14 protein-coding genes are annotated in these 13,280 nt (G+C 56.5%); 7 read left to right on the top strand and 7 right to left on the bottom strand.

Annotated elements, in window-relative coordinates:
- Window positions 1-224: 224 nt before the first annotated feature.
- Both F9C28_RS12095 and F9C28_RS12090 read right to left on the bottom strand, forming a co-directional pair.
- A complete protein-coding gene (locus F9C28_RS12095; protein WP_199015621.1) occupies window positions 225-782 on the bottom strand; it encodes a DcrB family lipoprotein in 558 nt (185 codons plus the stop codon).
- A 72-nt stretch (window positions 783-854) separates the two neighbouring features.
- Window positions 855-1,523: a 7-cyano-7-deazaguanine/7-aminomethyl-7-deazaguanine transporter gene (locus F9C28_RS12090; RefSeq protein ID WP_199015620.1), complete on the bottom strand. Its 669-nt coding sequence runs from the start codon at window positions 1,521-1,523 to the stop codon at window positions 855-857.
- A 214-nt stretch (window positions 1,524-1,737) separates the two neighbouring features.
- Between F9C28_RS12090 and tusA the strand changes: the two genes are divergently transcribed.
- On the top strand, window positions 1,738-1,983 hold the full coding sequence (gene tusA / locus F9C28_RS12085; RefSeq protein ID WP_199015619.1) for a sulfurtransferase TusA: 246 nt from the start codon (window positions 1,738-1,740) through the stop codon (window positions 1,981-1,983).
- A 46-nt stretch (window positions 1,984-2,029) separates the two neighbouring features.
- On the opposite strand, the gene F9C28_RS12080 is transcribed toward tusA, so the two are convergent.
- Complete coding sequence (locus F9C28_RS12080; protein WP_199015618.1) at window positions 2,030-4,282, bottom strand: zinc/cadmium/mercury/lead-transporting ATPase; 2,253 nt, start codon at window positions 4,280-4,282, stop codon at window positions 2,030-2,032.
- Between the two features lie 98 nt (window positions 4,283-4,380).
- Window positions 4,381-5,007 (bottom strand): lysoplasmalogenase, encoded by a 627-nt coding sequence (locus F9C28_RS12075; RefSeq protein ID WP_199015617.1) that lies wholly within the window; start codon window positions 5,005-5,007, stop codon window positions 4,381-4,383.
- 135 nt (window positions 5,008-5,142) lie between these two features.
- Here F9C28_RS12075 and F9C28_RS12070 point away from each other — a divergent pair, with 135 nt between their 5' ends.
- Window positions 5,143-5,523, top strand: coding sequence for a DUF2500 domain-containing protein (locus tag F9C28_RS12070; RefSeq protein WP_199015616.1), 381 nt, complete (start codon window positions 5,143-5,145; stop codon window positions 5,521-5,523).
- Window positions 5,524-5,527: 4 nt separating this feature from the next.
- On the opposite strand, the gene F9C28_RS12065 is transcribed toward F9C28_RS12070, so the two are convergent.
- Together F9C28_RS12065 and rsmD are read right to left on the bottom strand one after the other, a co-directional pair.
- Window positions 5,528-5,800 carry a DUF1145 family protein gene (locus tag F9C28_RS12065; protein WP_199015615.1) on the bottom strand — a complete coding sequence of 91 codons (273 nt, stop codon included), beginning with the start codon at window positions 5,798-5,800 and terminating at the stop codon, window positions 5,528-5,530.
- Window positions 5,787-6,386, bottom strand: coding sequence for a 16S rRNA (guanine(966)-N(2))-methyltransferase (gene rsmD, locus F9C28_RS12060; RefSeq protein WP_199015622.1), 600 nt, complete (start codon window positions 6,384-6,386; stop codon window positions 5,787-5,789). Before rsmD ends, F9C28_RS12065 begins: the two co-directional genes overlap by 14 nt.
- A gap of 181 nt (window positions 6,387-6,567) precedes the next feature.
- Here rsmD and ftsY point away from each other — a divergent pair, with 181 nt between their 5' ends.
- The 5 genes from ftsY (at window position 6,568) to F9C28_RS12035 (ending at window position 12,635) form a co-directional block, all read left to right on the top strand.
- Window positions 6,568-8,406, top strand: coding sequence for a signal recognition particle-docking protein FtsY (gene ftsY, locus F9C28_RS12055; protein WP_199015614.1), 1,839 nt, complete (start codon window positions 6,568-6,570; stop codon window positions 8,404-8,406).
- A gap of 2 nt (window positions 8,407-8,408) precedes the next feature.
- Window positions 8,409-9,077 carry a cell division ATP-binding protein FtsE gene (gene ftsE, locus F9C28_RS12050; RefSeq protein ID WP_199015613.1) on the top strand — a complete coding sequence of 223 codons (669 nt, stop codon included), beginning with the start codon at window positions 8,409-8,411 and terminating at the stop codon, window positions 9,075-9,077.
- Complete coding sequence (gene ftsX, locus F9C28_RS12045) at window positions 9,070-10,140, top strand: permease-like cell division protein FtsX (protein WP_199015612.1); 1,071 nt, start codon at window positions 9,070-9,072, stop codon at window positions 10,138-10,140. The genes ftsE and ftsX overlap by 8 nt, the downstream gene beginning before the upstream one ends.
- A gap of 287 nt (window positions 10,141-10,427) precedes the next feature.
- Entirely contained in the window at window positions 10,428-11,285 is an 858-nt protein-coding gene (rpoH, locus tag F9C28_RS12040) for an RNA polymerase sigma factor RpoH (protein WP_199015611.1), read from the top strand.
- Window positions 11,286-11,525: 240 nt separating this feature from the next.
- On the top strand, window positions 11,526-12,635 hold the full coding sequence (locus F9C28_RS12035; protein WP_199015610.1) for a branched-chain amino acid ABC transporter substrate-binding protein: 1,110 nt from the start codon (window positions 11,526-11,528) through the stop codon (window positions 12,633-12,635).
- Between the two features lie 64 nt (window positions 12,636-12,699).
- Here F9C28_RS12035 and panM read toward each other — a convergent pair whose 3' ends face one another.
- On the bottom strand, window positions 12,700-13,080 hold the full coding sequence (gene panM, locus F9C28_RS12030; RefSeq protein WP_199015609.1) for an aspartate 1-decarboxylase autocleavage activator PanM: 381 nt from the start codon (window positions 13,078-13,080) through the stop codon (window positions 12,700-12,702).
- Window positions 13,081-13,280 lie beyond the last annotated feature (200 nt).

Below are 13,280 nucleotides of genomic sequence, written 5' to 3'. Positions count from 1 at the left end.
CGGCGAAGGTGAGTTGATGGCTCATGATGTCCCTCTGGGATGCGCTCCGGATGAATATGATGATCTCATATCAGGAACTTGTTCGCACCTTCCCTAAGTGTATTTCACTACCGGGAGCGTGGAGTGGCTGGCAGAGCAGGGCAGACCAACAAGACGGGGAGATAAAAAACGGCCTCTTCAGGACACCCGGGAGGCCGTGTTGTTACAGTAGTTGCTAAATGTGATTATTTCACATCCAGAGTGTTAATGATGCTTTCTGCGGTGCTCTGGGCTTTCTGCTGATCGTCAGCCGGTAAGGTTATCTGCATGGTCAGCAGTTTGCCGTCAACTTTGCCGATGATAACGGAAGACCACGCGGTCTGCCCTTTGGCGGAGATAATGCTGTCCAGCTGCTGTAAATCGTGGCCGTTAACCTGGATGGCTTTATTGGTCACGACCTGCAATTGCGGGTCACGGTTACGCTGTTGTTCCTGCAGGCGATCTGCCAGCACATTCAGGGGCTCATCGCTGGCATCACCGACAATCACGATCACCGCTTTCTGGCCGGTGGCGTCAGAGTAGACGTGCATATTGTTAGTCTGGGTGCCTAACTTACCGCTCTGATCGACCATCCCTGCCGGTAACGAGAAGGCCAGTTTGCCATCCAGCAGAGAGATATTTTGCCCGGCTGCGTTACTCTGGGCTGCATTGCCTTGCGTTGCAGAGGTACTGTCACTGTTGTCGCAGGCGGCCAGTCCGAATACCAGCAGACTGATACCGATATATTTTACCAGGTTACGCATTACTAATTCCTTCTACGTTTAACGACCATGGCGGTCATTGCGCCATATTATCATAAGATTTCTACGTTGCTGTTAACCCGCGCGTAATGCCCGGGTTTCAGAATTTTCCGCCACCCGTTTTAACAACATATTCAGCAGCACGCCATACATCGGCAGGAAAAACAGAATACTGATGAGCACTTTAAAGCTGTAATCCACGGCGGCTATCTCCACCCAGTGCTGGGCCATGAACGGGTCCGGGCTGCGCCAGAAGGCAATAAAAAAGAAGGAGACCGTGTCGCTGACATTGCCTAAAAACGTCGATGCCAGCGGGGCCAGCCACCAGCGGCGGCTCTGGCGCAGGCGGTTGAAGACGTGGATATCGAGGATCTGCCCGAGGGCGTAAGCCATAAAGCTGGCGCAGGCGATACGGGCAACAAACAGATTGAAATGGCCCAGTGCCCCCAGCCCTTGCCACTGACCCATATAAAACAGCGCCGAAATGCCGTAAGAGACCAGCAGTGCCGGGATCATGACCGACCAGATAATCCGCCGCGCCAGCGGGGCGCCGAAAATCCGCACCGTGAGATCGGTGGCGAGGAAAATAAACGGGAAACTAAAGGCCCCCCAGGTGGTGTGAAACCCGAGGATGTTCACCGGCAGCTGGACCAAGTAGTTGCTGGAGATAATCACCAGTAAATGAAATAACGCCAGCCAAACCAGCGCCTTACGGTGCTGATGCAATACAGAAGAAAACGACATATTGTGACCTTTTTGTCTTTTGGGGTGAGGGAACCCATTACATCCATTGCCGGCCTGCATTGCGCAGCGCGCCGGGCAACGGTCGGAAAACCGCCGCATGATACTGCTTTAGCCCGGTGATGCAATGGTTAATTTTAACGCAATCGTTCACGCGGCTTGCGCCATACTTTACACAGCGTAAAATAACAGCCGTTTTTGACTGGCTGAGAATGTTATGAGTAATCACCTTGCTGCACCGGACCACACCCTGGATGCCCAGGGACTGCGCTGCCCCGAACCGGTAATGATGGTGCGTAAAACCGTGCGCGGTATGACCGTGGGTGAAACGCTGCTGATCGTGGCGGATGATCCGGCGACCACCCGCGATATTCCCGGGTTCTGCCGGTTTATGGAGCACGAATTGCTGGAGCAGCAAACCGATTCGCTGCCGTATCGTTATTTACTGCGTAAAGCGAACTGACAGCCAGCCACCGTTGCCCGGGCTGGCCATCAGGCTGGCCGTGAGATTATTTCCCCTTCCTGAGTAAGCGCAGCGCATTGGCGGTCACCAGTGCTGTGGCGCCAGAATCCGCCAGTACCGCCATCCATAGCCCGGTCACCCCGAGTAACGTCGTTATCAGGAACAGCGCTTTTAACCCCAGCGCCACGCTGATGTTCTGGCGAATATTATCGTGGGTTGCCCGGGCAAGGCGGATCATCGCCGGTAGTTCCAGCAGGCTATTACGGGTTAATGCTGCGTCGGCAGTTTCCAGCGCGACATCGGTACCGCTCCCCATGGCGATACCGATAGTGGCGGTTTTCATGGCTGGGGCATCATTGATACCGTCACCCACCATCGCCAGCGGTGCCTGCTGGTTAAGCTGGCGCGCGACGCTGACCTTATCTTCCGGCAGCAGCCCGGCCTGGTAGGTGATGCCAAGCTCCCCGGCCACCGCGGCGGCGGCCCGGGGATTATCGCCGGTTAGCATCACGCCCTCGATCCCCAGCTCACGCAACTGTGCAATGGCCTGGCGGGCATCCGCGCGTAGCGTATCGCTCAGGCCAATAATGCCTTGTACCTGTTCCCCACAGATGGCGACAATCACAGTCTGCCCCTGGGATTCGAGGGTATCAATACGTTGCTGCCAGTGGCTGTCGATGGGCTGCGGCACCCGGGACGGCGCATACAGGCCAAGGTATTGATGATTGACTTCAGCTTCAATACCAATACCGGCCCGGGTGTGTTGTGACTGGGCTTGCGGGATTGTCAGGCCGCGCTGATGGGCTTCGTTGATAATGGCCACACCCAGCGGGTGGCTGGTGCCCTGCTCCACGGCGGCGGCCAGGGCCAGTAACTGGTCCTCATCGAGATTGTCACTCGCCATGATGGCGCTGACCTGCGGCTGCCCCAGGGTCAGGGTGCCGGTTTTATCAAAGGCCACCTGGCGAATTTGGCGCAGCCGTTCGAGGGCGGCACCGCCCTTAATTAAGGCCCCACGGCGAGAGGCGGCGGCCAGGCCAGAGGTAATGGCCGCCGGGGTAGAGATAACCAGGGCGCACGGGCAGCCAATCAGCAGCAGCGCCAGCCCTTTGTAGATCCAGAGTTCCCAGGGCTGGCCCAGTAACAGCGGTGGGATCACCGCCGCCAGCAGGGCGATAGCCATGATGATGGGGGTGTAAATCCGGCTAAACCTATCGATAAACCGCTCAATCGGCGCCCGCCGGCTGTCAGCCTCTTCGATCATCTTGAGGATGCGGTCAATGGCGCTTTCGCCCGGCCTGGAGGTGACCCGCAAGTTGACTAAGCGGTTGACGCTGGTGCAGCCTGCGGCTATGGGATCTCCACTCTGGCGTTCTGCCGGGACGGACTCGCCGGTCAGGGCGCTTTCATCAAAGCTGGCCGGGCCGTTGAGCAGCACCCCGTCGGCAGGTAAACGCCCACCGGCGGGCACTTCAATCACATCCCCGGGGCGCAGGTCCGCCAGCGGGACCGATTCGCGCTGGCCATCGACCAGCCGGGTGGCCACCTCCGGTTTCAGCGCCATTAGCGCGCTCACCCCTTTGCGGGCGCGGCTGGCTGACCAGCCTTCCAGGCGTTCGCCCAGCAGGAACAGCAGCAGTACCATAGCGGCTTCGTGGGTGGCACCAATCACCAGCGCACCGGCCGCGGCGACGGTCATTAAGGTTTCAATGGCAAACCAGCTGCCGCTGCGGATCAGGCGCCATGCCTGGCGGGCAATCGGGTATAAGCCTGTCAGGGTGGTAATAATGAAGGCAATATTGCCCGCCACCGGGCTGGCCCAGCTGATCAACTGGCTGGCTATCATCATGGCGGTGAGGATAACAATGGTGCGGTTCTCCCGCCAGAAGCTTGCCTCTTCAGGGGGCTGGCGGGTGTTTTGTTCCCCGCTGGCGACCACTTGATAACCGGCGTCGCGTACCGCCTGCTCTACCGCCCGGGAAACATCCCCACTGGCGGTGACCACCAGTTTTTCGGTGGCGAACAGGACTTGCACTGCGCTTACCCCGGCAACTTTCCCGGCGGCGGTTTCCACTTTGCGGGCGCAGGCGGCGCAGTCCATCCCCTGGACTTGCCAGCTATAGCGAGTGGCATCGGGTGGTGGTGGGGTATCTGCCCGTGGCGAGGTATTCTCTGCCGACGGGGCCGGGCCGGAGCAGCAATGGTCACCGCAATGGTCACCCGGGCTAGCCGGCAGTGGCGTCAAAGGGGCGCTGCCAAACTGGGGCGTTTTTTTCTCTGAGGATGCAGGTGCCGTCATGGGGCCCTCCGGTAATGATAATTTTCTCATTACCTATCCTACACTCTGGAGTTACCTCCAGAGTCAAGGATGATTTTAGCGGCGGGGGAAGGAATGGATCAGAGGTACAGCGCCCGGACAATTAAGAAGTGGCCGGCAAAGTAGCAGGCGGCGGCAATGGCGTTGTCCGCTTTGAAGCGCTGGCGGTAGTGGCTACCCAGCCAGACAATATTGCTCAGTAGCAGCAGTGCCGCCCCGACAAAACCAGAGAAGCTGGTATCTACCGGGCGGTAGAACCACTGTTCTCCGGCCAGCCATACCATCACCAGGGTCACCCCGATGAACAGCGCCACCGGCAGTTGCAGCGTGTCGAGCCGGGTCCAGATGGTGGCCAGCAGCAGTGCGCCGATAATCAGCAGGGCAACCGGCAGCGGCCAGAAGAAGGAAAACGACAACTGGCTGGCAAACCAAAGGGTATACAGCAAGTGGGAGAGAAAGAATGCCCCGATGGCGTAACGCTGGTAGTTTTCCGGTAACTGGCTGAGGGTATCCCCAATCAGGGAGGCGACCAGCCCGGCGAGGACCAGGTAATAGAGCGGGGTAAAGACCGGCGCTTGCCAGGCCAGCACCAGCAGTAACAGTAACGTAATGGGTTTAAAGATCCAGCGCTGCCATGCCGGGCCACGATAGGATGCATCAACATACAGCCAGCCGGAGAAACACACGGCGATAAATGACCAAAGCATAATTGCTCCCTGATTCGTTATTGTGGCACACGCGAGCCGCGTGTGTTCCTGATCCCAGTGTAGAGGCCATCGCCGCACAGTGACAATGGGCTATGCTGAGGATGAGCCTGAAAATAGACTGCGGAAGCCTGACCCATGAATAAAGTACCGCTTTTTTTCGTGATTATTGTCGCGATTATTGCCGTGGCGGCCTGTTCACGTTTGATACAGCAGCGTAAGCAGGCGCAGGCAAACGACAGCGCACCGGTGCGCCATTATCCGGCGGTGGTGGTGGCGAAACGGGAGTCCCCCGTCAGCGATCGGCGTTCACATCAGCAGATGGTCAACCCGGCAGGTTCGGCGATGCGCTACGAGGTCAGCTTCCGCCCGCTGTCATCAGGCAGTGGCGATGGTGATAACCTCCAGACCTACCGGGTGAATATGGCACAGTATCGCCATATCACCGTGGGGGAGACCGGGACGTTGCGTGTCCAGGGGACGCGCGTTGTGGGGTTCTCCCCATTAGTGGATCAGTAGTGGATCAGTGACTTTTCTTCTGGGCCTTCTGCCAGGCCATCAGTTCGAAAACGCCAAACAGAAAGATTCGCAGCTGGCGCACGGCACCCAGTTTGGGCTGATCTTTTGGCAAGGTGGCTTGCAGCATCGCCGCCTGCAACCCGTGCATAAAAAACATAAAGATAGCCGCGACATTGAGGAAAATGTTCAGCGGACGCGGGTAAGGGTGGATCAGGTTAAACAGCAGAAATGCCCAGACGAACAGCATCAGTAAACGGCCAATATTAATGATCAGCATGGTCAGCTCCTTGTGTTTCGCGGCAGTACAGGCGGTAGGCCACCTGGCCCGCCACTTTTTCCCGGTGCAGTGACCAGTTTACCGGGGTGAGTGGTGTACCGTTTTCCACTTCACTTTCTACATAGATCAGCGCATTGTCAGCCAGCCATCCCTGCTGCTCCAGCAGGCGTAGTGTCTCTTCCAGTAGCCCTTTACGGAATGGCGGGTCCACGAAGACGACGTTATGGGGCTGCCCGGGCTGGGCGAGAAAGGTCAGCGTATTGGTATTGACCACGGTTCCCTGGGCGGCCTTCAGCGTGGCGAGATTGCGCTGTAATTGCTGGGCTACAGTACGGTCCATTTCCAGCAGGGTGGCGCTGGCGGCGTAGCGGGAGAGCGCTTCGAGCCCGAGGGCGCCACTGCCGGCAAAGCAATCCAGGCAACGGGCATCAACAATATCCGGGGCCAGCCAGTTAAAGAGGGTTTCGCGAACCCGATCGGTGGTGGGGCGTAGCCCGGGGCTGTCGGGGACCGGTAATTTCCGGCCGCGCCACTGGCCACCGATGATGCGAATTTGGCCGCTGCCTGTACTGTGGGTTTTTTTCATGGACATTACTGTGATTATTCCGGGGAGTGCTATTCTACCGGGCCGTCAGCGCCGGGGGAACCATAATCCCACGGCGTGATGCTATGACGGGAAAGTGGTAGACTACGATATTCATTTCCGTCCCTGCTCTACGTGAAAGCAGGGCTGCGCCATGAACCAATAGCGAGGAGTCCGATCGCCAATGGCAAAAGAAAAAAAACGCGGCTTTTTTTCCTGGTTAGGTTTTGGCCAGAAAGAGCAGGCGCCAGAAACAGAAAAAGAACAGGAAGTTCAGGAACAACAGCAGGTTATTGACGCGCAGCCCGATCAGGTGCCGGCAGAGACACCGGTTGATAGTCAGTCTGAATCTTCCTCTGAAAACGCGCAAGCCAAAGCTGCCGCAGAGGCTCAGGCAGCAGCACAAGCCAAAGCCGCCGCCGACGCTCAGGCAGCAGCACAAGCCAAAGCTGCCGCAGAAGCCCAGGCAGCAGCAGAAGCCAAAGCTGCCGCAGAGGCTCAGGCAGCAGCAGAAGCCAAAGCCGCCGCCGACGCTCAGGCAGCAGCACAAGCCAAAGCTGCCGCCGACGCTCAGGCAGCAGCAGAAGCCAAAGCTGCCGCAGAGGCTCAGGCAGCAGAAGCCAAAGCCGCTGCTGACGCTCAGGCAGCAGCAGAAGCCAAAGCCGCCGCTGAAGCTCAGGCAGCAGCAGAAGCCAAAGCTGCCGCTGAAGCTCAGGCCGCAGCAGAAGCCAAAGCCGCCGCTGAAGCCCAGGCAGCAGCAGAAGCCAAAGCCGCCGCAGAGGCCCAGGCCGCAGCAGAAGCGCAAGCCGCCGCTGAAGCTCAGGCCGCAGCAGAAGCCAAAGCCGCCGCTGAAGCTCAGGCAGCAGCAGAAGCCAAAGCCGCCGCTGAAGCCCAGGCAGCAGCAGAAGCTAAAGCCGCCGCAGAAGCCAAAGCTGCCGCCGACGCTCAGGCAGCGGCAGAAGCTAAAGCCGCCGCTGAAGCTCAGGCAGCAGCCGAAGCCCAGGCAGAAGCCGAAGCCCAGGCCGCCGCAGATGCACTGGCGGCTGAAGAGGCCGCCGCCAGCGAACATACCGGTGAGATCCACGAGCAAGAAAAACCCACCAAAGAGGGATTTTTTGCCCGCCTGAAACGCAGCCTGCTGAAAACCAAGCAGAACCTTGGCTCCGGCTTTATGGGCCTGTTCCGGGGTAAAAAGATCGATGATGATCTGTTTGAAGAGCTGGAAGAGCAGCTACTGATTGCCGATGTCGGGGTGGAAACCACCCGTAAAATTATCGCTAACCTGACGGATGGCGCCAGCCGTAAGCAACTGCGCGACGCAGAAGCACTTTACGGTTTGCTCAAAGAGGAAATGAGCGGGATCCTTGCTAAGGTTGATGAGCCGCTCAACGTCGAAGGCAAAACGCCTTACGTTATCCTGATGGTTGGGGTGAATGGCGTGGGTAAAACCACCACCATCGGTAAGATGGCGCGCCAGTTCCAGCAGCAGGGCAAATCCGTGATGCTGGCCGCCGGGGATACCTTCCGCGCCGCCGCCGTCGAGCAGCTCCAGGTCTGGGGCCAGCGGAATAATATTCCGGTGGTGGCACAGCATACTGGGGCGGATTCTGCCTCGGTGATTTTTGATGCTATCCAGGCGGCAAAAGCGCGCAATGTCGATGTGCTGATTGCCGATACTGCCGGGCGTTTGCAGAATAAATCACACCTGATGGAAGAGCTGAAGAAAATTGTCCGGGTCATGAAAAAACTGGATGAAGACGCGCCCCATGAGGTTATGCTTACACTGGATGCCAGCACTGGCCAGAATGCGGTCAGCCAGGCAAAATTGTTTAATGAAGCCGTTGGATTAACAGGGATTACCTTAACTAAGCTGGATGGTACAGCGAAGGGTGGGGTTATCTTCTCTATTGCCGATCAATTCGGAATTCCCATTCGCTATATTGGCGTTGGGGAGCGTATTGAGGATTTGCGTCCGTTTAAAGCGGACGATTTTATTGAGGCACTATTTGCCCGAGAGGATTAGCAATGATTCGCTTTGAACACGTCAGCAAAGCCTATCTTGGTGGGAGACAAGCGCTGCAGGGGGTGTCATTCCACCTGCCGGCGGGTGAGATGGCGTTTCTCACCGGGCACTCCGGTGCCGGTAAGAGTACGCTGCTCAAACTGATCTGTGGGATTGAGCGGCCCAGCGCCGGGAAAATCTGGTTCGGTGGTCATGAAATCAGCCGCCTGAAGAACCGTGAAGTTCCCTTTCTGCGTCGTCAGATAGGGATGATTTTCCAGGATCACCATCTGCTGATGGATCGCACGGTCTATGACAATGTGGCCATTCCGCTGATTATTGCCGGTGCCAGCGGTGAGGATATTCGCCGCCGTGTCCCTGCCGCGCTGGATAAGGTTGGGCTACTGGACAAAGCGAAGAACCTGCCGATCCAGCTCTCCGGTGGGGAGCAGCAGCGGGTAGGTATTGCCCGGGCGGTGGTCAATAAGCCGGCAGTACTGCTGGCGGATGAACCAACCGGTAACCTGGATGATGCGCTGTCCGAAGGGATCCTGCGCCTGTTTGAAGAGTTTAACCGGGTGGGGGTAACGGTGTTGATGGCAACCCACGATACGGGCCTGATCGCCAGCCGCCAGTACCCGGTATTGACCCTGAGTGAAGGGCATCTGCACGGAGGCCGTTCTGGTGAATAAAAACAGCGCGTTAAACCGTATTCGCCGCTACAGCAATAAGTTCGATAAAGTCAATCAACTGGGCGGTAAGCTGGGCGATTTGGGGCGTTCGGTCCAGAAGCGCAGCGGCGGCAGTAATAAAAAGCCCAAATCGAAGCAACAAGCCCTGAAAGGCGGCCTGAATGAACAGGTGCGTTATGCCTGGCAGGGGGCGGTCCAGGATTTGCGTAATAAGCCGCTGGCTACGTTTTTGACCGTGATGGTTATCGCTATCTCGCTGACGCTGCCCAGCGTCTGTTATATGGTTTATAAAAACGTCAGTCAGGCTGCCAGCCAGTATTATCCCACCCCGCAAATAACCGTTTATCTGGATAAAGCGCTGGATGATGATGCGGCCCAACAAGTGGTAGCGCAGCTCCAGGCGGAGCCGGGGGTCGATAAGGTCAACTATCTGACCCGGGACGAAGCCCTTGGCGAGTTCCGCAACTGGTCCGGGTTTGGCGGTGCGCTGGATATGCTGGAAGAGAACCCGCTGCCTGCGGTAGCGGTTGTGGTTCCGAAGATTGATTTCCAGACCCCCCAGGCCATGGGCACCCTGCGTGACCGGTTAAGCGGCATTAAAGGCATTGATGAAGTGCGCATGGATGACAGCTGGTTTGCCCGGCTTTCGGCGCTTACCGGGCTGGTGGGCCGGATTTCGGCGATGATCGGGGTACTGATGGTCGCGGCGGTATTCCTGGTGATTGGTAACAGTGTCCGGCTGAGCATTTTTGCCCGCCGGGATACGATTAACGTACAAAAACTGATTGGGGCAACGGACGGTTTTATCCTGCGTCCTTTTCTGTATGGCGGTGCGCTGCTGGGCTTTAGCGGGGCGTTTTTATCCCTGCTGCTGTCAGAGATCCTGGTGCTGCGCTTGTCTTCCGCAGTGAAAGAGGTGGCGCAAGTTTTCGGGGCGTCGTTTGATCTCAGCGGTCTCTCTTTTGATGAGTGCCTGCTGCTGCTGCTGGTGTCGTCGATGATTGGTTGGGTGGCCGCCTGGCTTGCCACCGTACAACATTTACGTCGCTTTACTCCCGAATAATTAAAACTCTGATATACTCTTCCCCTGCTTGCGAGACGTGTTCGTCAGCAGGGGATGCAGTCAGGCAACCCGTCGTGCTTCTCCCTTCTGTAATTCATCTCCCTGTCACAGTTTGTGTGTAATTTACTCACAGGTATAAATTGAACTTGTGGATAAGATCACGGTCTGAGAGAGGGTGTGAGTGCGAAAGTGCGTGACCTGGATAACAGGACGTATTAGCCTCGCAGCACAGAACCGGAATAAGACAGTACCGACCGGTTCCGAAATCCAATTTAGAGAGGGTTTGAATGACCAACGAAATGCAAAATTTAGCGGTAGCTCCGATCGGTAACCTGGATGCCTATATCCGGGCCGCCAATTCCTGGCCGATGCTTTCGGCAGAGGAAGAACGGACACTGGCTGAAAAGCTGCATTACCAGGGTGATCTGGAAGCAGCCAAAAAGCTGATTCTGTCTCACCTGCGGTTTGTTGTTCATATTGCTCGTAATTATGCGGGCTATGGCCTGCCGCAGGCGGACTTAATCCAGGAAGGTAACATTGGCCTGATGAAGGCCGTGCGCCGTTTCAATCCGGAAGTGGGTGTACGCCTGGTGTCGTTTGCTGTGCACTGGATCAAAGCCGAGATCCACGAATACGTCCTGCGCAACTGGCGTATCGTGAAAGTCGCCACCACCAAAGCACAACGTAAGTTGTTCTTTAACCTGCGTAAGACCAAGCAGCGTCTGGGCTGGTTTAACCAGGACGAAGTTGAAATGGTCGCCCGTGAACTGGGCGTGTCCAGCAAAGATGTCCGCGAAATGGAGTCCCGTATGGCGGCTCAGGACATGACATTTGATATGTCATCTGATGATGACGCCGGTGACAGCCAGCCGATGGCGCCGGTGCTCTATCTTCAGGATAAGTCTTCTAACTTTGCCGACGGCATCGAAGACGACAACTGGGAAGAGCATGCCGCCGATAAGCTGACCGAAGCGATGACGGGTCTGGACGAGCGTAGCCAGCAGATCATTCGGGCGCGCTGGCTGGATGAAGACAACAAAAGCACCTTGCAGGAGCTGGCCGATCGCTACGGCGTATCCGCTGAGCGTGTGCGTCAGCTTGAGAAAAACGCAATGAAGAAATTGCGTGCTGCCATCGAAGCCTGATTCCGGCCTTTTTGATTGAAAAACCACCTGCGGGTGGTTTTTTTGTGTGCGTTATTCCCTTCAGGTCTATTCAAAATTCCCCAAAATGCGTTATGGTCTTAGCAGAGTATGCTGCTATGGCACCGGTATACCCGGCTTTTGCCGATATCAAAAACTATATTTGAAATTATAACTAGTACAACGTGCCAAAATACAACATAAAAGCAACACGCAATCACAACAAGAATGGGGAAATGCAGGATGAAGATACAAGGTAAAGCGCTGCTGGCAGGATGCATCGCGCTGGCAATCAGCCACACCGCCTTAGCAAAAGATATTAAAGTCGCGGTGGTCGGGGCGATGTCTGGCCCAGTGGCACAGTATGGGGACCAGGAGTTTACCGGTGCCAAACAGGCGATTGCTGATATTAACGCTAAAGGGGGCATTAAGGGCGATAAGCTGGTCGCGGTGGAATATGACGATGCCTGCGATCCCAAGCAGGCGGTGGCGGTGGCCAACAAAGTGGTCAACGACGGCATCAAATACGTTATCGGCCATTTGTGTTCTTCTTCTACCCAGCCGGCTTCCGACATCTATGAAGATGAAGGTGTTCTGATGATCACCCCGGCGGCCACCGCCCCGGAACTGACTGCCCGCGGTTATGATTTGATCCTGCGTACCACCGGCCTGGACTCTGACCAGGGGCCAACCGCCGCGAAATATATTCTGGAACACGTTAAGCCCCAGCGTATCGCGGTTATCCACGATAAGCAGCAATATGGTGAAGGGCTGGCCCGCTCGGTACAGGATAGCCTGAAAAAAGGCGGCGCGAATGTGGTGTTCTTTGACGGCATCACCGCCGGTGAGAAAGATTTCTCTACCCTGGTGGCGCGGCTGAAGAAAGAAAATATCGACTTTGTTTACTACGGTGGATACCACCCGGAAATGGGCCAGATCCTGCGCCAGTCCCGGGCCGCGGGGCTGAAAACAATCTTTATGGGCCCGGAAGGGGTGGCGAACGTCTCGCTGTCTAACATCGCCGGGGCATCAGCGGAAGGGATGCTGGTGACTAAGCCGAAAAACTACGATCAGGTACCGGCCAACAAACCGATTGTCGATGCTATCAAAGCGAAGAAACAGGATCCGAGCGGTGCGTTTGTCTGGACCACCTACGCCGCTCTGCAATCGCTGGCTGCCGCGCTGGATAACGTCCCCAGCCAGGAACCTGCCGATATGGCCAAATACCTTAAAGGCACCAGTGTGGATACAGTGATGGGCCCGCTCTCCTGGAATGAGAAAGGCGATTTGAAAGGGTTTGAGTTCGGGGTCTTTACCTGGCACGCCAACGGCACCGCCAGCGAAGCCAAATAAATCGCCGCGCTGTCGTTAGCCGCACCACAAAAACGCCCGCATTGCCGGGCGTTTTTTATCTTAATCAGCGCTGCCAGCCGTGCTCACAGGCACGAAAGCCCAGTGACTGCATAAACGCCGTCATGATGGCGTGATCTTCCACGCCCTGATCGCTCACCTGCCATTGGGTGATGCGGGGATGGCGGGCGAGGATCTCTTCAATCAGGTACTGGCCTACCCCACGGCGGCGGGTTAACTCCCGGATACGCAGAGAGTCCAGCATTGCGCGCTGGCCATTGATAGTGACCCGTACGGCCCCCAGCAAGCGTTCATTAAATTGGGCGGCATACAGCAAATGGGTGTCGTCCATCAACAGTGTGTCTGCCGAATACTCCGGCCAGATTTTCCCAAGATCGATGATGTCCTGTCCGGACAATGCGGTAAGGCGAAGAATGGTCAGTTTCATAGTTTCAGGTTAATCGTGAACAAAGTCGCAGTGTATCAAGTTCATCTGCCAACGGGTGTGCTCTTTTACTGCTATTCAGGCAGGTGATTACTTCTTGTGCTTTTGTGATTCTGGTTCAAAACGTCAGGAATGAAAAAAACCGTGGGTTTATTAACTGTTTTTTCACTATTTTGTCCGCGTATTGTGTTGGTGTTTTATGC

Origin of the sequence: Shimwellia pseudoproteus (assembly GCF_016415625.1) — a bacterium.
Taxonomy (GTDB): domain Bacteria; phylum Pseudomonadota; class Gammaproteobacteria; order Enterobacterales; family Enterobacteriaceae; genus Shimwellia; species Shimwellia pseudoproteus.
This window is presented reverse-complemented; position numbering and strand designations above follow the sequence as displayed.

Excerpts from the sequence above, each read along its gene's own strand:
- F9C28_RS12070 (WP_199015616.1), top strand. The coding sequence starts at position 5,143 with ATGAATAAAGTACCGCTTTTTTTCGTGATTATTGTCGCGATTATTGCC.
- F9C28_RS12080 (WP_199015618.1), bottom strand. The coding sequence starts at position 4,282 with ATGACGGCACCTGCATCCTCAGAGAAAAAAACGCCCCAGTTTGGCAGC.
- rsmD (WP_199015622.1), bottom strand. The coding sequence starts at position 6,386 with ATGAAAAAAACCCACAGTACAGGCAGCGGCCAAATTCGCATCATCGGT.
- F9C28_RS12035 (WP_199015610.1), top strand. The coding sequence starts at position 11,526 with ATGAAGATACAAGGTAAAGCGCTGCTGGCAGGATGCATCGCGCTGGCA.
- F9C28_RS12075 (WP_199015617.1), bottom strand. The coding sequence starts at position 5,007 with ATGCTTTGGTCATTTATCGCCGTGTGTTTCTCCGGCTGGCTGTATGTT.
- ftsE (WP_199015613.1), top strand. The coding sequence starts at position 8,409 with ATGATTCGCTTTGAACACGTCAGCAAAGCCTATCTTGGTGGGAGACAA.
- F9C28_RS12090 (WP_199015620.1), bottom strand. The coding sequence starts at position 1,523 with ATGTCGTTTTCTTCTGTATTGCATCAGCACCGTAAGGCGCTGGTTTGG.
- ftsY (WP_199015614.1), top strand. The coding sequence starts at position 6,568 with ATGGCAAAAGAAAAAAAACGCGGCTTTTTTTCCTGGTTAGGTTTTGGC.
- tusA (WP_199015619.1), top strand. The coding sequence starts at position 1,738 with ATGAGTAATCACCTTGCTGCACCGGACCACACCCTGGATGCCCAGGGA.
- rpoH (WP_199015611.1), top strand. The coding sequence starts at position 10,428 with ATGACCAACGAAATGCAAAATTTAGCGGTAGCTCCGATCGGTAACCTG.
- F9C28_RS12065 (WP_199015615.1), bottom strand. The coding sequence starts at position 5,800 with ATGCTGATCATTAATATTGGCCGTTTACTGATGCTGTTCGTCTGGGCA.
- panM (WP_199015609.1), bottom strand. The coding sequence starts at position 13,080 with ATGAAACTGACCATTCTTCGCCTTACCGCATTGTCCGGACAGGACATC.
- F9C28_RS12095 (WP_199015621.1), bottom strand. The coding sequence starts at position 782 with ATGCGTAACCTGGTAAAATATATCGGTATCAGTCTGCTGGTATTCGGA.